Source organism: Halopseudomonas formosensis (genome assembly GCF_900115905.1).
GTDB lineage: Bacteria > Pseudomonadota > Gammaproteobacteria > Pseudomonadales > Pseudomonadaceae > Halopseudomonas > Halopseudomonas formosensis.
This window is the reverse complement of sequence record NZ_FOYD01000001.1, coordinates 318,341-337,853: the sequence shown is the minus strand read 5'-3', so window position 1 is coordinate 337,853 and position 19,513 is coordinate 318,341. Positions and strand designations below refer to the sequence as shown.

Below are 19,513 nucleotides of genomic sequence, written 5' to 3'. Positions count from 1 at the left end.
GCGGCTAACCCAGCGCCAGGGGGCGGGCTGCCGGCATGGCACCTCGACTCTTGAGCACCCGGACCTGCCGCGGCCAGGCATCCAGCGCCAGGCGCAGGGCGGCGGGGGACGGGTTGTCCGCCTCGCGCAAGGAGCGGCAGGCAAACCCCAGGGACTCGCCGGTGGCAGCGGCCAGCTGCAGGCGGCGCAGGCCGCGGTCATTGATCCGCTGGGGCCAGCACAGTACGGCGGCGCAACTGCCGGAACGCAGGCACTGCTCGGCCGCCCACAGGGCTTCCTTCTCGCTGGCCTGCACCAGTACCAGCCAGCGCAGATCGACCCCGGCCTGCAGCCAGGCCGGCGCAAAGGGAATGAAGGGCGGCGCCACCAGCACTACCCGTTCCCGTGCCCGGGTCAGGCGGGCCAGGGTCGGCCACAGCAGCTGCAGTTCGCCACTGCCGGGGTGGGCCAGCAGCAGTTCGCTCAGGGCCGCCTCGGGCCAGCCGCCGCCGGGCAGCACGGCATCCAGTTGCGCATGCCCGGTGGGCTGGGCCGGCGCCGCGGCAATATCCGCACCGCCCTTCCACACCCGCCGCTGCTGCAGCAGGGCGTCCAGGGACACCACGGCGCTCATGGCTGCCGCTCCGGTTCGGAGCCGGTTGGAATGGAGGATGGGAAAGCTGGGCCGCGCATGACAGACACCGAATTACTGTATAGGCATACAGCTTATTCACTGGATAATGTCTGGTCAATCCCGGAGCGGAGGTGCCGGATGGATGGCTGTGACAGACAGGACGAGCTGGTGCCCGTCCTTCCCATAGCGGGCTCAGTCCGCCAGTTCGATATGATCCGGGTGGATGCGGATCAGACCCTGCTTGTACAGGCCGCCGATGGCCTTCTTGAAGTTGGCCTTGCTGACGCCGAACTCGGCGGTGATGAGTTGCGGCGGGCTCTTGTCGCTCAGCGCCAGCTTGCCGCCCTGTTCGCGCAGGCGATCGATAATCTGCTGCTCCAGGGCGCTGGCGGCATGGCGACCGACCGGCTGCAGGCTGAGGTTGATCTTGCCGTCGGGGCGGATCTCGCGTATGTAGCCCTTCTCGCGCATGCCCCGGCGCAGGAACTTGAAGGCTTCGTTCTTGTGAATCAGTCCCCAGTGGGCGTTGTTGATGATGGCCTTGAAGCCCAGATCGGTGACCTCGGCAATCAGCAGATCCACCTCTTCCCCGACCTTGTAGCGGGCCGGCTTCTGGTCCAGGTAGCGGTCCAGCCGGGCGGTGGCCACCAGCCGCTTGCTGTGCTTGTCCAGATAGACGTGAACCACGCAGTAGTCGCCTACCTGCAGCGGGCGTTTCTCTTCGGAGTGCGGCAGCAGCAGGTCCTTGGGCAGGCCCCAGTCGAGGAACAGGCCGGTGCGGTTGATATCCACCACCTTGAGGCTGGCGAAGCCGCCGACCATGACCTTGGGTTTGAGGGTGGTGGCGATCAGCCGGTCGTCGCTGTCGAAGTAGACGAACACATTGAGCCAGTCGCCCACCTCGCTCGGCGTGTCCCTCGGGATGTAGCGCCGGGGCAGGAGGATCTCCCCTTCCATGCCGCCATCCAGATAGAGGCCGAAGTCCGTGTGCTTGAGCACCTCGAGTGTGTTCATTCGTCCAATCAGTGCCATGCCCTTGCCCGCCTTGCTGACCCGGTCGTGCCGGAGAGGCCGCCAGTATATAGAGTGGCCCTGACCAGACCAATCACTGCGGGGGGGTGACGGACTCCCGGCTGCGCCGGAGCAGTGCACTCAGGGACTCATCATCCACCGCCGCACTGAACAGAAAACCCTGATAGGCGTGGCAGCCCTGCTGCCGCAGGAAGTCGAGCTGATCCGCCGTTTCCACGCCCTCGGCCACCAGTTTCAGGTTCAGACTGCGGCCCATGGCGATGATGGCGCGGATGATCTCGGCATCATGACTGTCCACCGTGCAGTCACGCACAAAGGACTGGTCGATCTTCAGCTGATCCACCGGCAGGCGCTTCAGATAGCTGAGTGAGGAATAGCCGGTACCGAAGTCGTCAATCGCGAAGCTCAGGCCCATGCTGCGCAGCTCGTGCATCTTGGCCACGGTGTCGTTGATGTCGTGGATGACCATGCCTTCGGTGATTTCCAGTTGCAGGCAGCGGGCAGGAATCTGATGGGCGGCCATGGCTGCGCCTACGCGGGCAACAAAGTCGGCCTGGCGGAACTGCCGGGGGCTGATATTGATGCTGAGGCTGAATTCGCCCACATCGATCAGCTGCTCCTTGATCAGCCTGGCCATGAAGCGGCAGGCCTCCTCCAGCACCCAGGAGCCCACCTCCAGAATCATGCCGCTTTCTTCCAGCACGGACATGAAGCACCCCGGGCTGACCAGACCTTTCTCGGGATGCTCCCAGCGCAGCAGGGCTTCGGCGCCGAGAATACGCTGCTGGTGAGCGTCGATCTGCGGCTGATAGTGCAGGCGGAAGGCGCTCTGCTGCAGCGCGCTACGCAGGTCGTTCTCCACTCGCAGGCGGCGGCTGACGTCCAGCTGCATCTGCGGCTCGAAGAAGGCGATGCCGTTGCGCCCGCTGGCCTTGACCCCATACAGCGCGGTGTCGGCGTGCTTGAGCAGATCCTCCGGGGTGCTGCCGTGCTCACCGGACAGGGCAATACCGATGCTGCAACCAAGCTGCAGGGCGTGGCCTTCCACCCGCATGGGGGCGGAGAGTGTTTCCAGCAGGGCCAGGGCATGGTTCCTGACCTGCTCGGTGATCTGCTCCCGGTTGCCGCTCAGACCGGCGAGCACCACCACGAATTCATCGCCGCCCAGCCGGGCCACGGTATCGGTCTTGCGCACGCCCTGACACAGGCGCCGACTGGCCTCGCGCAGCACCGCATCCCCCAGGCCGTGGCCGAGGGAGTCGTTGATGCGCTTGAAGTGATCCAGATCGAAGAACAGCACTGCAAAGCGCAGGCCATGCCGCTCGTCCAGCGCCAGATGCTGCTGCAGGCGGTCCTGCAGCAAGAGGCGGTTGGGCAGGTCGGTCAGGGGATCATGGTAGGCCTGGTGCTTGATGCGCCCTTCGATGGTGACCTGCTCGGTCACGTCCTTGAAGCAGGACAGGGTGCAGCGGTCCTCGCCCACCCGGACGAAGTTGCTGGAAACTTCGCAGTTGAGGATGCGCCCATCCCGAGTCACGAAGTCCACCGGCTCGGCGCGCAGGCAGCGGTTGCGCACGAGTTTCTCGATAATCGCCGGCCGCCGCTCGGGATAGCGCCACAAGCCCAGCTCGAGGGCGGTCTTGCCGATGGCATCCTCGACGGTATAGCCGAACACCTCGGTAAAGCGCCGGTTGATCTCGGTGATTCTGGCGTTGTCCTTGTCGAACAGCAGGTAGGGTTCGGGGGAGTCCATGAACAGCGCAGTGAACTTGGCTTCGCTGCGCCTGAGTGCTTCCTCGGCCTTTATCCGATCGGAAATGTCATGGATCATCGACAGACGGCAGAGCTCGCCCGCCACAGTCAGCTGTTCGACGTACACCAGACAGGGCAGGACGCCGCCATCGCTGCAGCGGAAGCTGGCCTGGGACTGGCGCAGGCTGCCCATCAGGTTGAGATCATGAAAGAACGCCGAACGCTGCTCTTCGGACAACCACAGCGGCAGCGCTGCCGTTCTGCTCTCCAGGATCATCTCTTTCGGCCAGCCGAACAGCTTGTCGAACGAGGGGTTGGTCGCCACCACAGCACTGTCACTGAGGCGGGTCAGGATGCAGGCAATGGGCAACTGCTGGATGAAAGCGATGAAAGCCTGGTCACCGCCCGCCTGACCGGCACTCATGCCGACAACTCGGCGTGCAGAGGGAGTCGGAGATAAAAACGGGCAGATTCCATGGCCTTTTCTCGTTATTTTTCCTAAAAGTAGCGCTTCGCTACTATTGATTCAAGCCTGCATGGCCGCTCTGGCGCGCGTTCTGTGCAACTTCTTCAGGCTGTCGATCATGCGCTGGTGCCGCTCCAGACCCTCCAGGTTCATGCTGGTGGGGGTCAGGCCGTGGAAGCGGACACTGCCCTGCACCGAGCCGATCACGGCATCCATGCGCTCGTCGCCGAACATGCGGCGGAAGTTGGGTTCGAAGTCCTCCAGCTCCAGCTCGTCATCCAGCACCACCTCCAGGACGGCCTGCATGGCCTGATAGAACAGGCCGCGTTCGACGGTATTGTCGTTGTACTGCAGGAATTCCTCGACCAGCTCCAGGGCGGGTTCCAGGTTGCCCAGCGCCAGATGGATCAGCAGCTTCAGCTCGAGGATGGTCAGCTGACCCCAGACGGTGTTCTCGTCGAACTCGACGCCGATCAGGGTGATGATGTCGCCGTAGTGGTCCAGCTCACTCTCTTCCAGACGGTCCACCAGACTCTGCAGCTGCTCGTCATCGAGCCGGTGCAGATTGAGGATGTCCTCACGGAAGTACAGCGCCTTGTTGGTGTTGTCCCAGATCAGGTCGTCCACCGGGTAGACCTCGGAATAGCCTGGCACCAGGATGCGGCAGGCCGTGCCACCGAGATGCCGGTACACCGCCATGTACACCTCGTGGCCCATTTCCGCGAGGATGCCCAGCAACTCATCGGCCATTTCCGCATTGCTGAGGCAGCCGCCGTCGGTGAAGTCCCAGTCGACGAATTCGTAGTCGGCGCGGCTGCTGAAGAAGCGCCAGGAGATCACCCCGCTTGAGTCGATGAAATGCTCGACATAGTTGTTGGGCTCGGTGACTGCCTGGCTCTCGAAGGTAGGTCTGGCCAGGTCGTTCAGGCCTTCGAAGCTGCGCCCCTGCAGCAGCTCGGTCAGGCTGCGCTCCAGCGCCACCTCGAAGTTGGGGTGTGCACCGAAGGAGGCGAACACGCCACCGGTGCGCGGGTTCATCAGGGTTACACACATGACCGGGAACTGGCCACCGAGGGAAGCATCCTTGACCAGCACCGGGAAGCCCTGCTCCTCCAGTGCGCGGATGCCGGCCAGAATGCCCGGATACCGTTCCAGCACCGCCTGGGGCACATCCGGCAGCGCCAGCTCGCCCTCGATGATCTCCCGCTTCACCGCCCGCTCGAAGATCTCCGACAGGCACTGCACCTGCGCCTCGGCCAGGGTGTTGCCGGCGGCCATGCCGTTGCTCAGATACAGGTTCTCGATCAGGTTGGAGGGGAAGTACACCACCTCGCCGTCGGACTGGCGGACGTAGGGCAGCGAGCAGATGCCGCGCTCGACATTGCCCGAATTGGTGTCATACAGATGGGTGCCGAGCAGCTCGCCCTCGGGGTTGTAGATGGCCAGGCAGTGCTCGTCGAGGATCTCCTCCGGCAGCTCGCCGTCGGGGCCCGGCTGGAACCAGCGCTCCTCGGGGTAATGCACGAAGTCGGCATTGGCCAGTTCCGGACCCCAGTACTGGTCGTTGTAGAAGAAGTTGCAGTTCAGCCGCTCGATGAACTCGCCCAGCGCCGAGGCCAGGGCGCTTTCCTTGGTCGCGCCCTTGCCGTTGGTGAAGCACATCTGGGAGTGGGCGTCGCGCAGGTGCAGGGACCAGACGTTGGGCACTATGTTGCGCCAGGAAGCGATCTCGATCTTCATGCCCATGTCGGCGATCAGCCCGGACAGGGTGGCGATGGTCTGCTCCAGCGGCACGTCCTTGCCGGGAATGCAGGTGCGCGCGTCCGTCGAGGGCGCCAGCAGCAGGCCCTGGGCGTCGGCATCCAGATTCTCCACCACCTCGATGATGAATTCCGGCCCTGTCTGTACCACCTTCTTCACCGTGCAGCGGTCGATGGAGCGCAGTATGCCCAGGCGGTCCTTCTCGGAGATGTCCTCGGGCAGCTCGACCTGGATCTTGAAGGTCTGCTGGTAGCGGTTCTCCGGATCGACGATGTTGTTCTGCGCCAGGCGGATGTTTTCCGTGGGAATGCCACGGGTCTGGCAGTAAAGCTTGACGAAATAGGCCGCACAGAGCGCCGAGGAGGCCAGGAAGTAATCGAAGGGACCGGGCGCCGAACCATCGCCCTTGTAGCGGATCGGCTGGTCGGCGATTACCGTGAAGTCGTCGAATTTGGCCTCGAGACGAAGGTTGTCGAGGAAGTTGACCTTGATTTCCATGCGGGTACCAGAGCGGGCGAACAGAATGACCGGCCATTATCCGGATTTTCGCCGCCCGGGTCGCGGCTAAATGACTGGTGGCAGGCCGCGATTCAGTTTCTGGCGACGTCCACCAGCAGATCTTCCGGACCGGTTACGTCCTGACGGGTACTGCCGATCACCCGGATCGCCTGCTCCGCGCGTTCCGGCTGGAACACGAAACAGGCGCCGGCGCGAGCCGCCATGGCCTGCCCGGCATTCTTGATCAGGTCCAGATTGAAGCCCTTGCTGGCGGCGACCATGACCGAGCGACGCTGCACATAGAGCGCTTCGAGCAGCCTGTCGTCCAGGGTCTGCTCGGCCCAGGGCATGATGCTGCGCAGGTCCTGCTGGTCGAACTGGTCGTTGCTGTGAATGGCGGTGCCGCGCAGCCGCCAGTCGAGCAGCTTCTCGTCATTCAGCCAGAGTTCGGCGTGGCGGTACTCATGCATGGCGCCCACCACCCGCGAGACATATTCGCGGTAGCCGGGCCTGGCCGCCTGGACCAGAGCGACCATGAGCAGGTCGTACTGGTGGGTGCACTGCTGCTTGGCATCGATCTCCGGCAGGTTGACCGCAATGCGCTGGCGCAGCGGCTGACCGACGAATTCCTGCAATCTGGCTGCGGCCTGGGGGCATAGGGTCCAGGGGGTGCGGCGGGCGGTGCTGTCGACCGAGGTAATACGCTGCCCATCATGCCCCAGGGTCAGGACAAAATAGTGATGCTCATCTTCCATGGCCACCTGGCACTGGGTATCGGTGACATCGAAGATAACGCGGCGGAAGAAGACGTGCGGTGAATCCAATGCTGGCATGCTGAGCCCCGACTGCTGTTCTTGTATTTGGCTTTGACCTGGGCAGATCTGTCTCGACAGTGGACAGGTTACCCACATTCGGGTGTGGCAACAAAGATCATTTAGCCCGAAAATACCCGATCACAGCGTGGGTCCGCGCTCATTACAATCAGAACACAGGATGATCCATGTATCAGTTGATCGGCGCGCCGGTTTCCCTCTATACCGGCAAGGTACGCAGCTATCTGCAGTTCAAGGGCATCCCCTTCACCGAGCAGTTGGCCACGCCCCAGGTCTATCGCGACCTGATCATTCCGCGTACCGGGGTGCGCTACATCCCGGTGCTGGTCACCCCCCAGGACCAGGTACTGCAGGACTCCACCGAGATCATCGACCATCTGGAGCAGCAGTTTCCCGAGCCCGCCATCTACCCCACCAGCCCCTGCCAGAAGCTGATCGCTCTGCTGCTGGAGATCTACGGTGACGAATGGCTGGTGATTCCGGCGATGCTCTACCGCTGGATGATCGATGAGAACCGGGAGTTCGCCATTGCCGAATTCGGTCGCGTGCGTCTGCCCGAGGCCAGCGCCGAGGAGCAGTGTCAGGCCGGTCTGGAAGCCTCCGGCCCCTTCGCCGGTGCCCTGCCCCGGCTCGGCGTTACCCCGCACTCCCGGGCGGCGCTGGAGCAGAGCTATCTGGCGCTGCTCGCGGAACTGGACCGGCACTTTGCCGAGCACGACTTCCTGCTGGGTGGTCGCCCCAGCATCGGCGATTACGGTCTGATCGGCCCCCTGTATGCCCACCTCTATCGGGACCCGGCCTCGGGCCGGCTGATGCGCGAGAAGGCGCCCCAGGTCGCAGCCTGGGTGGAACGGATGATAGATCCGCCCGCCGCCGGGGATTTCCTGCCTGACGATGAGCTGCCCCTCACCCTGCTGCCGGTACTGCAGCGCATGTTCACCGAGCAGGTTCCGGTGCTGCAGGAGACGGCGCGCCAGCTGCAGCAGTGGGCCGACGCCAATCCGGATACCCCGGAAATCCCCCGCGCCATCGGCAGCCTGCGCTACCGCGTGGGGGATACCGAGGAGGAGCGGCTGGTGTTTCCCTACAACCTGTGGATGTGGCAGCGGGCGCTGGACCACTACGCCGAGATGGATGATCAGGCAAGGCAGACGGTGACCGCGCTGCTCGGCGAGCAGGCGGCAGCGGCTCTGGCGACACCCCTGCCGGTGCGCGTGCGCCGCGAGAACAACCGACTGGTGCGGGGCTGAACCCGAGAAGGTACGGCTTCAGCCAGCTGGATAGAAAAAGCCAGCTCAACGCCGGCGCAGAAATTCCAGGTCTTCCGGGCGGGTGACCTTGATATTGTCCGCCCGGCCTTCGATCAGCCGTGGCGCCTGCCCTGCCCATTCGATGGCCGAGGCTTCATCGGTGATATTGGCGCCGGCGGCCAGTGCCTCGCCCAGCGCACGGCGCAAGGCACCGAGGCGGAACATCTGCGGCGTATAGGCCTGCCAGAACTGGGAGCGGTCCGGCGTGGCGGTCACCCGGCCATCGGCGCCGACCATTTTCAGGGTATCGCGTACCGGAACGGCCAGCAGGCCGCCAACCGGGTCGTCACGCAATTCTGCCAGCAGACGGTGCAGATCGGACTCGGCCAGATTGGGCCGGGCGGCATCATGCACCAGCACCCAGTCAGCGTCATCGGCACCCAGCTCGACCAGCCGGTCCAACCCGCTGAGCACCGAGTCCGCCCGCTCCCTTCCGCCATCGGCGCGCTGGATGCGCTCATCGCTGGCACAGGGCAGATCCGGCCACCAGCCATCATCCACGGACAGGCACACCACCAGACCCCGCAGGCCGGGCTGGCCGAGGAAGCAATCCAGGGTATGTTCGATCAGGGCGCGCCCGGCAAGGGGCAGGTACTGCTTGGGGCGGTCGGCCTGCATCCGCGAGCCGACGCCCGCTGCAGGAATCACCACCCAGAAGGGAATGAGGGGGTCAGTCATCGCCACTCAACTGGAACAGGGTTTCGCCTTCCTTGACCATGCCGAGTTCGTGACGGGCACGTTCCTCGATGGTCTCCAGCCCCTGCTTCAGCTCGATGACTTCGGCGGTCAGGACGCGATTACGTTCCAGCAGCTTCTCGTTCTCGCGCTGCTGTTCGGCAATCTCCTGCTTGAGCTGGGCAACATGCGCCAGACTGCCTTCACCGACCCACAGGCGATACTGCAGGGCGGCGAGCAGGGCCAGCGATATTACCCAGAGCCATTTCAAGCGCAGATTCTCCCTGGGGGCGGACCGGAGCCCGCCCTCTGCCGGCTATCAGCCGCGGAACTCGGCACGGCCCTTGTAGGGAGCCTTGTCACCCAGTTGCTCTTCGATGCGCAGCAGCTGGTTGTACTTGGACACCCGGTCGGAGCGGCACAGCGAACCGGTCTTGATCTGGCCGGCGGCGGTACCCACGGCCAGATCGGCAATGGTGTGGTCCTCGGTCTCGCCACTGCGGTGGGAGATGACGGCGGTGAAGCCGGCGGCCTTGGCCATGCGGATCGCTTCCAGGGTCTCGGTCAGCGAACCGATCTGGTTGAACTTGATCAGGATGGAGTTGCCGATCTTCTCGTCGATACCGCGCTTGAGGATCCTGGTGTTGGTCACGAACAGGTCGTCACCGACCAGCTGGACCTTCTCGCCGATCTTGTCGGTCAGCACCTTCCAGCCGGCCCAGTCGGACTCGTCCATGCCGTCTTCGATGGAGATGATCGGGTAGCGCTGGGTCAGACCGGCCAGGTAGTCGGCAAAACCTTCGGCGTTGAATACCTTGCCTTCACCGGACAGGTTGTAGTTGCCGTCCTTGTAGAACTCGCTGGAGGCGCAGTCCAGGGCCAGGGTCACGTCCTCGCCCAGCTTGTAGCCGGCGTTGGCAACGGCTTCGGCGATGGCGGCCAGGGCGTCTTCGTTGGACGCCAGGTTCGGCGCGAAGCCACCTTCGTCACCCACGGCGGTGCTCAGACCACGGCCCTGGAGTACGGCCTTGAGGTGATGGAAGATTTCGGCACCCATGCGCAGGGCATCGGCGAAGGTCTTGGCGCCCACCGGCTGGACCATGAACTCCTGGATGTCGACGTTGTTGTCGGCGTGCTCGCCACCGTTGATGATGTTCATCATCGGCACCGGCATGCTGTACTGGCCGGAGGTGCCGTTCAGGTCGGCAATGTGCGCGTACAGCGGCACGCCCTTGGCCTGGGCAGCGGCCTTGGCGGCAGCCAGGGACACGGCGAGGATGGCATTGGCGCCCAGCTTGGCCTTGTTCTCGGTACCGTCCAGTTCGATCATGGCGCGGTCCAGACCTTCCTGATCCAGAGCATCACGGCCGACCAGCAGCTCGCGGATGGGACCATTGACGTTGGCAACCGCCTTGAGTACGCCCTTGCCCAGGTAACGGCTCTTGTCGCCGTCACGCAGTTCCAGTGCTTCGCGGGAGCCGGTGGAGGCGCCGGAGGGGGCACAGGCGCTGCCGACGATGCCGCCTTCCAGAATCACGTCTGCTTCAACGGTCGGGTTACCGCGCGAGTCCAGTACTTCACGACCCTTGATTTCAATGATCTTCGCCATGACTGCTGCTTTCTCCATCTGAAACATTGTATGTAAGTGAAGGGATAGGGATGCCTGGCAATCAGGCAGTATCGAGTTGCGGGAAGCTTTTCACCAGATCGTCCAGCGCCTTGAGCTGGCCGAGGAAGGGCTCCAGCTTGTCCAGGCGCAGGGCGCAGGGACCGTCGCACTTGGCGTTGTCCGGGTCCGGGTGCGCCTCGAGGAACAGACCGGCCAGGCCCTGGCTCATGCCGGCCTTGGCCAGATCGGTCACCTGGGCACGGCGTCCGCCGGCGGAGTCACTGCGGCCGCCGGGCATCTGCAGGGAGTGGGTGACGTCGAAGAACACCGGGTACTCGAACTGCTTCATGATGCCGAAGCCGAGCATGTCCACCACCAGGTTGTTGTAGCCGAAGCTGGAACCGCGCTCGCAGAGGATCAGCCGATCATTGCCGGCTTCCTCGCACTTGGTGAGGATGTGGCGCATTTCCTGGGGAGCCAGGAACTGCGCCTTCTTGATATTGATGACGGCATCGGTTTTCGCCATGGCCACCACCAGATCCGTCTGCCGGGACAGGAAGGCCGGCAGCTGGATGATGTCGCAGACCTCGGCCACCGGGGCGGCCTGATAGGGTTCGTGCACGTCGGTGATGACCGGCACCTTGAAGGTGGACTTGATCTCTTCGAAGATCTTCAGCCCCTCTTCCATGCCCGGGCCACGGAACGAGTTGATCGACGAGCGGTTGGCCTTGTCGAAGCTGGCCTTGAACACGTAGGGGATGCCGAGCTTCTCGGTCACCTTGACGTATTCCTCGCAGATGCGCAGGGCCAGGTCACGGGACTCCAGCACGTTCATGCCCCCGAACAGGACAAAGGGCTTGTCGTTGGCGATCTCGATATCCGCCACCCGAACGATCTTCTGTGCCATGAACTACTCCTCAGGCTTTGCTGGCGCGCTGCTTCAGTGCCGCATCGACAAAGCCGCTGAACAGCGGATGGCCGTCACGCGGGGTGGAGGTGAATTCCGGGTGGAACTGGCAGGCAACGAACCACGGATGATCCGGTACCTCGACCATTTCCACCAGGGCACCATCCACGGAGCGGCCGGAAACGCGCAGACCGGCCTTCTCCAGCTCCGGCAGCAGGTTGTTGTTGACTTCATAACGGTGGCGGTGACGCTCGACGATCACATCCTGACCGTAGCATTCGCGGGCCTTGCTGCCCTCGACCAGCGCGCACTCCTGACCACCCAGGCGCATGGTGCCGCCCAGATCGGAGCTTTCGTCGCGGGTTTCCTTCTCGCCGCTGGCGGTCTGCCATTCGGTGATCAGGCCGACCACCGGATGCTCGGTGGTCTTGTCGAATTCGGTGGAATTGGCGTCCTGCCAGCCCAGCACGTTGCGGGCAAACTCGATGACCGCCACCTGCATGCCCAGGCAGATGCCCAGGTAGGGAATGTTGTGTTCACGGGCGTAGCGGGCGGCGGCAATCTTGCCTTCCACACCACGCAGGCCGAAGCCGCCGGGCACCAGGATGGCATCGACGTCTTCCAGCTGGCCGGTGCCGTTCTCCTCGATGGTTTCGGAGTCGATATAGCGCAGGTTGACCTTGGTACGGCTCTGGATGCCGGCGTGGCTCATGGCCTCGATCAGCGACTTGTAGGCGTCCAGCAGCTCCATGTACTTGCCGACCATGGCGATGGTGACTTCCTTCTCGGGATTGAGCTTGGCGTCTACCACACGGTCCCACTCGGACAGATCGGCGCCGCCGCATTCCAGACCGAAGCGCTCGACCACATAGTCGTCCAGGCCCTGGGCGTGGAGGATGCTGGGAATGCGGTAGATGGTGTCGGCATCCGGCAGGCTGATCACCGCACGCTCTTCGACGTTGGTGAACAGGGCGATCTTGCGGCGGGAAGCCAGGTCGATCGGATGATCGGAGCGGCACACCAGCACATCAGGCTGCAGACCGATGGAGCGCAGTTCCTTGACCGAGTGCTGGGTCGGCTTGGTCTTGGTTTCGCCGGCGGTGGCGATGAAGGGCACCAGGGTCAGGTGCATGAGCATGGCGCGGCGGGCGCCCACTTCCAGGCGCAGCTGACGGATGGCCTCGAGGAAGGGTTGGGACTCGATGTCGCCCACGGTACCGCCGATCTCGACCATGGCCACGTCGGCATCGCCGGCGCCACGGATGATACGGGTCTTGATCTCGTCGGTGATGTGCGGAATCACCTGGATGGTAGCGCCCAGATAGTCACCACGGCGCTCCTTGCGCAGCACGTCCTCATAGACGCGACCTGTGGTGAAGTTGTTGTTCTGGGTCATGCGGGTGCGGATGAAGCGCTCGTAGTGGCCCAGGTCCAGGTCGGTCTCGGCGCCGTCGTGGGTGACGAAGACCTCACCGTGCTGGAACGGGCTCATGGTGCCTGGATCCACGTTGATATAGGGGTCCAGCTTGAGCATGGTGACCTTGATGCCACGTGCTTCGAGAATCGCCGCGAGGGATGCCGAGGCGATGCCCTTGCCCAATGAAGATACAACACCACCCGTGACGAAGATGTAGCGCGTCATGAAAAACCCGTAGATTTGAAGTTAAGCGGTCGCAGCCGCAGGAGTTCGAAGGGAGACGAAAGTCTCGTCAAGATGGGAAGTCAGGATACCAGACAGCCCGATCTTGCTCAATCCGGAATCGGCTCCCAGATCACACCAAAGCCGGCCTCACCGGCATCGGCCAGCGCGGATTCCGCATGCCACCGGCCTGCCACCGAAACGAGCCGCTCGTCGCAGTATAGCAAGGGCACCGCGGGGCGCAGCCAGGCCGGAATACCGGCGCTCTGGAACAGATTCTTCAGGCTCTGGGTCGGACGCCCGGGCAACCGGATCTCCTCCCCGCCCTGCCGATAGCCGATACGCCACTGCCCGACGCGCAGAGCCAGTGGGCCACCTGCGCTGCAGCGCAGCCAACCATTGCCGGCAGCCAGCTTCACGCTGCTGCCCGCCTCCCAGCTCTGGTCCTGGCCCGCGGGTACACCCTGCTCCGGCAGCAGCCAGAGACGTCCCGACGAGCGGTGCACCAGCCCCTGATGAATGCGCACCCGGGGTTGGCTGTCATCGGCGGCGGCCAGCTGCTCGAGCAGGGTGTGCAGATGGCGCTGATCGGGCAGACGCAGACCCTGCTGGTGCAGCCAGTAGCGCAACAGATTCTTTTGTCTGGCCGGGCTGAGCCCGCCCAGAGCTTGCATGTCCAGGCTCGGCCAGCAGGCCAGCCAGGGATCAGCCGGTGGCTCGCTCAGCGCCTGCAGATCCTCGGCGGCGCGCTCGTCGAGCAGCTGGTTGGCTTCGCCCGCATGCCCGGCCAGGCGCAGCAGATTGTCCGGCAGCGCCGGCCAGTGCTGGCGCAGATAAGGCAGCAGCTGGTGGCGCAGCGCGGTGCGGGCATAACGGGGATCGGCGTTGGCCGGATCCTCGATCCAGGCCAGTTCCTGCGCCCTCGCCCAGTCGGCCAGCTGCGCCCGGGTCCAGTCCAGCAGCGGGCGCAGGAGCCGGCCCTGCCCCAGCGCGCGGCTGCGCGGCATTCCGGCCAGACCGCGCACGCCGGTACCGCGCATCAGACGGAACAGCAGGGTTTCCAGCTGATCATCGGCGTGGTGGGCCAGCAGCAGCCAGTCGCCGGCGCCCAGTTGCTGCTCGAACACGGCATAGCGGGCATCCCGGGCCAGTTCCTCGACATTGCCGCCGGAAGGCAGGGTCACGCGGTGGACAACAAGATCGACCTGGCGCGCAGCGCACTCGCGCTGGCAATGCTCGACCCAGCGATCGGCGTCCGGATGGATGCCGTGGTGAACATGGATGGCCTTGAGGGGGGGAAGCGGAGAGTGGCGGCGCAACTCGGTGACGGCATGCAGCAGCACCATGGAGTCGAGCCCGCCGGATAGCCCCAGCCAGAGTGCCGGGGCATCCATGCAGGGTGCCAGTTGCTCCAGCACACCCTGCAGATCAGACATTTACTGCAGACCGAAGGCCATCAGCCGCTCGAAGCGACTGTCCAGCAGCTCGTCGACCGACTGCTGGTCGAGCTTCTCCAGCTCGAGCAGCAGCTGCGCCTTGATGCGCGCGGCGACTTCGGCGGGATCCCGGTGGGCACCGCCCAGGGGCTCCTCGATGAGGTTGTCGACCAGACCCAGCTCCTTCAGGCGGCCGGCGGTCACACCCATGGCCTCGGCGGCATCGGTAGCCTTCTCGGCGCTCTTCCACAGGATGGAGGCGCAGCCTTCGGGGGAGATGACCGAGTAGATGGAGTACTGCAGCATCATCAGGCGGTCGCAGACACCGATGGCCAGGGCACCACCGGAACCACCCTCACCGATGACGGTGGAGATGATCGGCGTCTTCAGGCGCGACATGACCTGCAGGTTCCAGGCGATGGCCTCGCTCTGGCCACGCTCCTCGGCGTCGATGCCCGGGTAGGCACCGGGGGTGTCGATGAAGGTGATGATCGGCATCTTGAAGCGCTCGGCCATCTGCATCAGACGGCAGGCCTTGCGGTAGCCTTCGGGCTTGGGCATGCCGAAGTTGCGGCGCACCTTCTCCTTCACGTCGCGGCCCTTCTGGTGGCCGATGACCATGACCGGACGGCCGTCGAGGCGGGCGATACCGCCGACGATGGCGGCGTCATCGGCAAAGTGCCGGTCGCCATGCAGCTCTTCGAAATCGGTGAAGATGTGCTCGATGTAATCCAGGGTGTAGGGACGTTGCGGATGGCGGGACATCTGCGTCACCTGCCAGCTCGACAGATTGGCAAAAATGCTCTCGGTCAGTGTCCGGCTCTTCTCCTGCAGACGGGAGATCTCTTCGGTGATGTTCAGCGCGTTGTCACTGCCCACCAGCCGCAGCTCTTCGATCTTGGCCTGCAAGTCGGCAATCGGCTGTTCAAATTCGAGGTATTTCTGGCTTCTGATCATAAGCGTCGATTATCCGCGGCCCCCAGCGGGGCGTCCTGTTTTGTGCGTTACCTTACGGGATTGCCTTTACGGCGTCGACCCGTACCTTGGGAATCCGGTTTATCTATAGTGCAGAGAGACGCTGCCTTTGCCCAGCTGGTCACGTAAAGTCTGAACCAGATCATCGGCCGGCTCCACCCGCCACTCATCGCCCAGCCGCAGCAGGGCCTGGGCATCGGGCCGCTGCACTTCTATGGTCACCGGGCATTCTCCGCGGTAGCGCTGCAGCACACCGGCGAGCATCTGCAGACAGCCCGGATCGTGGCGCTGACTGTCGAGGCTGATGCGCACGCTCTCCAGCAGGGAGGTCCGCGCTTCCTCCAGGCTCATCACCCGTTTGGCGCGCACCCGCATGCCGCCGGAGAAGTCATCCACCGCGACCTCCCCTTCGACCACCAGCAGGGCATCCTTCTGCAGCAGGTTCTGCGCCGCCTGGAAGGCCTCGGAGAACAGCGATACCTCGATGCGCGCCGAGCGGTCATCGAGGGTCACGAAGCCGACCTTGTCGCCGCGCTTGTTCTTCATCACCCGCATGTCGAAGACCAGACCGGCGATGGTCTGGGCGTCGCGGGAGGGCTTCAGGTCGATGATGCGCTGGCGGGCAAAGCGGCGCACTTCCTGCTCGTACTCGTCGATCGGGTGGCCGGTGAGATACAGCCCCAGGGTTTCCTTCTCGCCGCGCAGACGCTCCTTGAAGCTCCACTCGCGCACCTTGCGGTAGGCCTCGAACACATCCCGGTCCGCCGCCGGCCCGAGCAGGTCGCCGAACAGGTCATCGTGGCCACTGTCGGCGCTGCGATGGGTCTGCTCGGCAGCGGCGATGGCTTCCTCCATGGCTGCGGCCAGGGCCGCGCGGTTGCGGTCCACCTGCTGCAGGTAGGCCTGCTGCTCGGTACTGAAGAAGGGCCCCATGGAATCCAGCGCGCCGGAGCGGATCAGCGCCTCCATGACCCGCTTGTTGATGCGCTTGAGGTCGACCCGGGCGCAGAAGTCGAACAGGTCGGTAAAGGGACCGCCCTGCTGCCGGGTGTTGACTATGGTCTCCACCGGGCCTTCGCCCACCCCCTTGATGGCACCCAGACCGTAGACCACGCTGCCGCTGTCATCCACAGTGAACTTGTACTCCGACAGGTTCACGTCCGGCGCCTTGATGCGCAGCTTCATGCTGCGGCATTCCTCGATCAGCGTGACCACCTTGTCGGTGTTGTGCATATCCGCCGAGAGTACCGCGGCCATGAAGGGCGCGGGATAGTGCGCCTTGAGCCAGGCGGTCTGGTAGGACACCAGACCGTAGGCGGCGGAGTGCGACTTGTTGAAGCCGTAGCCGGCGAACTTTTCCACCAGGTCGAAGATGTTGCCCGCCAGCTCGGCGGAAATGCCGTTCCCGGCGCAGCCTTCGAGGAAGATGGCGCGCTGCTTGGCCATTTCCTCGGGCTTCTTCTTGCCCATGGCCCGGCGCAGCATGTCCGCGCCGCCCAGGGTGTACCCGGCCATGACCTGGGCAATCTGCATCACCTGTTCCTGATACAGGATGATGCCGTAGGTCGGCTTGAGTACCGGCTCAAGACCGGCGTACTGGTAATCCGGGTGCGGGTAGGAAATGGGCTCGCGCCCGTGCTTGCGGTTGATGAAGTCGTCCACCATGCCCGATTGCAGCGGCCCCGGACGGAACAGGGCCACCAGTGCGATCATGTCTTCCAGGCAGTCAGGCTTGAGCTTCTTGATCAGCTCCTTCATGCCGCGGGATTCGAGCTGGAATACCGCCGTGGTCTCCGCCTTCTGCAGCATGGCGTAGGTCTTGGGGTCGTCCAGCGGGATGCGGTCGATATCCACCGGCGGCAGGCCCTGGCGCGCCTGCTCGCGGTTGATGGTTTCCATGGCCCAGTTGATGATGGTCAGCGTCCGCAGACCAAGGAAGTCGAACTTCACCAGACCGGCGGCCTCCACGTCGTCCTTGTCGAACTGGGTCACCAGGCCCTCGCCGGCCTCGTCGCAGTACAGGGGCGCGAAGTCGGTGAGCTTGGTCGGGGCGATGACCACACCGCCGGCGTGCTTGCCGACGTTACGGGTGATGCCTTCGAGCTTGACCGCCATGTCCCAGATTTCCTGGGCCTCCTCGTCGGCGGCAAGGAAGTCGCGCAGCATCTCCTCCTGCTCGTAGGCCTTGGCCAGGGTCATGCCGACCTCGAAGGGGATCATCTTCGACAGCTTGTCGGCCAGGCCGTAGGACTTGCCCTGCACCCGGGCCACGTCACGCACCACCGCCTTGGCCGCCATGGTACCGAAGGTGATGATCTGGGATACCGCGTTGCGCCCGTAGGCCTCGGCCACGTATTCGATGACCCGATCGCGGCCTTCCATGCAGAAGTCGATATCGAAGTCGGGCATGGATACCCGTTCCGGGTTGAGGAAGCGTTCGAACAGCAGGTCGTACTGCAGCGGGTCCAGGTCGGTGATCAAAAGCGCGTAGGCGACCAGCGATCCCGCCCCGGAACCCCGGCCGGGGCCGACCGGCACGCCGTTGTTCTTGGCCCACTTGATGAAGTCCATCACGATCAGGAAGTAACCGGGAAAGCCCATCTGGATGATGATATCCAGCTCGAACTTGAGCCGGTCCAGATAGACCTGGCGGCGCTCCTCGTAATTCTCCGAACCGGGTGGCAGGATCACCTTGAGCCGCTCTTCCAGACCTTCCAGCGAGACCTTGCGGAAGTACTCGTCCATGGTCAGGCCATCGGGGATGGGGAATTCCGGCAGGTAGTAGGTGCCCAGCTGCACGTCGATGTTGCAGCGCCGGGCGATCTCCACCGAGTTTTCCAGCGCCTCGGGGATGTCGGAGAACAGCTCGGCCATTTCCTCGGGGGACTTGAGGTACTGCTCCTCGCTGTACAGGCGCACCCGCCGCGGGTCGCCCAGCGCCCTGCCCTCACCGATGCAGACGCGGGTTTCATGGGCCTCGTAGTCCTCGCGCTTGAGAAAGCGCACATCGTTGGTCGCCACCACCGGGCAGCCCAGACGTCCGGCCAGTGCCACGGCGGCATGCAGGTACTGCTCGTCATTGACCCGACTGGTGCGCTGCAACTCCAGATAGAAGCGCCCCGGAAACACCTGCATCCAGTAATTTGCCAGACGGTCGGCCTGGGCCGGATCGCTGGACAGCAGGGCCTGGCCGATCTCCCCTTCCTTGGCGCCTGACAGCGCGATCACCCCGGCGCTGGCCTCGGCCACCCAGTCGCGGTGGACGGTAACCAGACCATTGCGCTGGCCCTCGGTATAGCCGCGGGACACCAGCTCGGTGATGTTGCGATAACCCACATTGTCCATGGCCAGCATGGTCAGCCGGCTGACCGGGCTGTCCTCGTCCTCACCCTGGACCCAGAGGTCCACCCCGGAGATCGGCTTGATCCCCGCGCCCATGGCCGCCCGGTAGAACTTGACCAGACTGCACATGTTGCTCTGGTCGGTCACCGCCACGGCCGGCATGCCCTTCTCGGCGACCGCCTTGACGAACGGCTTGATTCTGACCAGGCCGTCTACCAGGGAGTATTCGGTATGGACGCGCAGGTGGACGAAGGGAACGCTCATATTCTTCCTGATCGGGGGGATGGGTAGGTAACCGGAGAATTGTAGCGAGGGGGGGCGGTGGGGGCCAGTGATGCGTGCTGCTCCGCGGGCGCATGTTGGGCTGGCCGCTGTGCTGGACTTGTGTGATGGAGTCGGAGGAAGTCTGCTGGTTACGCTGTCTCGGGACGACGTGCTGGCCGCTACGCCGTCCTTTGAGCTGCGATTCGTCAAGTTACGATCAGCTGCTAATCAGCGTTTTCGCTTCCAGATTGTGTCAGTAGATTGGGGCTCTGGAGGGCGCAGCGGAAAGTACATTGCGCCACGTTAAAACGATCTTCAGCATACATGGATGGGACCTGTAGTGGTCAACTGATTCCGCTGCACAAGGACAATTACCTGCAACAGCGAGCCCAACTGCAGCC

Annotated in this window: 14 protein-coding genes; 1 reads left to right on the top strand and 13 read right to left on the bottom strand. The window is 64.0% G+C overall.

The genetic code is table 11. The features are described 5' to 3' along the window. Positions 1-4: 4 nt before the first annotated feature. The 5 genes from imuA to BM046_RS01640 all read right to left on the bottom strand — a co-directional run bounded on the left by imuA (position 5) and on the right by BM046_RS01640 (position 6,955). Positions 5-613 carry a translesion DNA synthesis-associated protein ImuA gene (imuA, locus tag BM046_RS01660; RefSeq protein WP_090536321.1) on the bottom strand — a complete coding sequence of 203 codons (609 nt, stop codon included), beginning with the start codon at positions 611-613 and terminating at the stop codon, positions 5-7. Positions 614-805: 192 nt separating this feature from the next. Then, complete coding sequence (locus BM046_RS01655; protein WP_090536320.1) at positions 806-1,645, bottom strand: CvfB family protein; 840 nt, start codon at positions 1,643-1,645, stop codon at positions 806-808. A 73-nt stretch (positions 1,646-1,718) separates the two neighbouring features. Next, positions 1,719-3,821 (bottom strand): putative bifunctional diguanylate cyclase/phosphodiesterase, encoded by a 2,103-nt coding sequence (locus tag BM046_RS01650; RefSeq protein WP_090536318.1) that lies wholly within the window; start codon positions 3,819-3,821, stop codon positions 1,719-1,721. A 102-nt stretch (positions 3,822-3,923) separates the two neighbouring features. Further along, positions 3,924-6,122, bottom strand: coding sequence for an OsmC domain/YcaO domain-containing protein (locus BM046_RS01645; protein ID WP_090536316.1), 2,199 nt, complete (start codon positions 6,120-6,122; stop codon positions 3,924-3,926). 92 nt (positions 6,123-6,214) lie between these two features. Continuing rightward, entirely contained in the window at positions 6,215-6,955 is a 741-nt protein-coding gene (locus tag BM046_RS01640) for a DUF2889 domain-containing protein (RefSeq protein WP_177197761.1), read from the bottom strand. Between the two features lie 167 nt (positions 6,956-7,122). On the opposite strand from BM046_RS01640, the gene BM046_RS01635 reads away from it, so the two are divergent. Then, a complete protein-coding gene (locus BM046_RS01635) occupies positions 7,123-8,205 on the top strand; it encodes a glutathione S-transferase family protein (RefSeq protein ID WP_090536313.1) in 1,083 nt (360 codons plus the stop codon). Between the two features lie 45 nt (positions 8,206-8,250). On the opposite strand, the gene ispD is transcribed toward BM046_RS01635, so the two are convergent. From ispD to dnaE, 8 genes are all read right to left on the bottom strand, one after another. Next, the gene (ispD, locus tag BM046_RS01630; RefSeq protein ID WP_090536311.1) at positions 8,251-8,943 is read right to left on the bottom strand and encodes a 2-C-methyl-D-erythritol 4-phosphate cytidylyltransferase; all 693 of its coding nucleotides are present in this window, start codon (positions 8,941-8,943) and stop codon (positions 8,251-8,253) included. Beyond that, on the bottom strand, positions 8,936-9,217 hold the full coding sequence (gene ftsB, locus BM046_RS01625; RefSeq protein WP_090536310.1) for a cell division protein FtsB: 282 nt from the start codon (positions 9,215-9,217) through the stop codon (positions 8,936-8,938). Before ftsB ends, ispD begins: the two co-directional genes overlap by 8 nt. 42 nt (positions 9,218-9,259) lie before the next feature. Continuing rightward, the gene (gene eno, locus BM046_RS01620; protein ID WP_090536308.1) at positions 9,260-10,549 is read right to left on the bottom strand and encodes a phosphopyruvate hydratase; all 1,290 of its coding nucleotides are present in this window, start codon (positions 10,547-10,549) and stop codon (positions 9,260-9,262) included. A gap of 61 nt (positions 10,550-10,610) precedes the next feature. Further along, positions 10,611-11,456 (bottom strand): 3-deoxy-8-phosphooctulonate synthase, encoded by an 846-nt coding sequence (kdsA, locus tag BM046_RS01615; protein WP_090536306.1) that lies wholly within the window; start codon positions 11,454-11,456, stop codon positions 10,611-10,613. Positions 11,457-11,466: 10 nt separating this feature from the next. Further along, a complete protein-coding gene (locus BM046_RS01610) occupies positions 11,467-13,098 on the bottom strand; it encodes a CTP synthase (RefSeq protein ID WP_090536304.1) in 1,632 nt (543 codons plus the stop codon). A gap of 107 nt (positions 13,099-13,205) precedes the next feature. Next, a complete protein-coding gene (gene tilS / locus BM046_RS01605) occupies positions 13,206-14,531 on the bottom strand; it encodes a tRNA lysidine(34) synthetase TilS (protein WP_090536302.1) in 1,326 nt (441 codons plus the stop codon). Next, entirely contained in the window at positions 14,532-15,488 is a 957-nt protein-coding gene (gene accA / locus BM046_RS01600) for an acetyl-CoA carboxylase carboxyl transferase subunit alpha (protein ID WP_090536300.1), read from the bottom strand. Between the two features lie 99 nt (positions 15,489-15,587). Next, positions 15,588-19,112 carry a DNA polymerase III subunit alpha gene (gene dnaE / locus BM046_RS01595; RefSeq protein ID WP_090536298.1) on the bottom strand — a complete coding sequence of 1,175 codons (3,525 nt, stop codon included), beginning with the start codon at positions 19,110-19,112 and terminating at the stop codon, positions 15,588-15,590. Positions 19,113-19,513: the final 401 nt, after the last annotated feature.

What these genes read in the sequence shown, in the direction of transcription:
- eno (WP_090536308.1), bottom strand. Translation starts at nt 10,549, where the DNA reads ATGGCGAAGATCATTGAAATCAAGGGTCGTGAAGTACTGGACTCGCGC.
- BM046_RS01635 (WP_090536313.1), top strand. Translation starts at nt 7,123, where the DNA reads ATGTATCAGTTGATCGGCGCGCCGGTTTCCCTCTATACCGGCAAGGTA.
- BM046_RS01655 (WP_090536320.1), bottom strand. Translation starts at nt 1,645, where the DNA reads ATGGCACTGATTGGACGAATGAACACACTCGAGGTGCTCAAGCACACG.
- BM046_RS01640 (WP_177197761.1), bottom strand. Translation starts at nt 6,955, where the DNA reads ATGCCAGCATTGGATTCACCGCACGTCTTCTTCCGCCGCGTTATCTTC.
- BM046_RS01610 (WP_090536304.1), bottom strand. Translation starts at nt 13,098, where the DNA reads ATGACGCGCTACATCTTCGTCACGGGTGGTGTTGTATCTTCATTGGGC.
- accA (WP_090536300.1), bottom strand. Translation starts at nt 15,488, where the DNA reads ATGATCAGAAGCCAGAAATACCTCGAATTTGAACAGCCGATTGCCGAC.
- kdsA (WP_090536306.1), bottom strand. Translation starts at nt 11,456, where the DNA reads ATGGCACAGAAGATCGTTCGGGTGGCGGATATCGAGATCGCCAACGAC.
- ispD (WP_090536311.1), bottom strand. Translation starts at nt 8,943, where the DNA reads ATGACTGACCCCCTCATTCCCTTCTGGGTGGTGATTCCTGCAGCGGGC.
- imuA (WP_090536321.1), bottom strand. Translation starts at nt 613, where the DNA reads ATGAGCGCCGTGGTGTCCCTGGACGCCCTGCTGCAGCAGCGGCGGGTG.
- tilS (WP_090536302.1), bottom strand. Translation starts at nt 14,531, where the DNA reads ATGTCTGATCTGCAGGGTGTGCTGGAGCAACTGGCACCCTGCATGGAT.
- BM046_RS01645 (WP_090536316.1), bottom strand. Translation starts at nt 6,122, where the DNA reads ATGGAAATCAAGGTCAACTTCCTCGACAACCTTCGTCTCGAGGCCAAA.
- BM046_RS01650 (WP_090536318.1), bottom strand. Translation starts at nt 3,821, where the DNA reads ATGAGTGCCGGTCAGGCGGGCGGTGACCAGGCTTTCATCGCTTTCATC.
- dnaE (WP_090536298.1), bottom strand. Translation starts at nt 19,112, where the DNA reads ATGAGCGTTCCCTTCGTCCACCTGCGCGTCCATACCGAATACTCCCTG.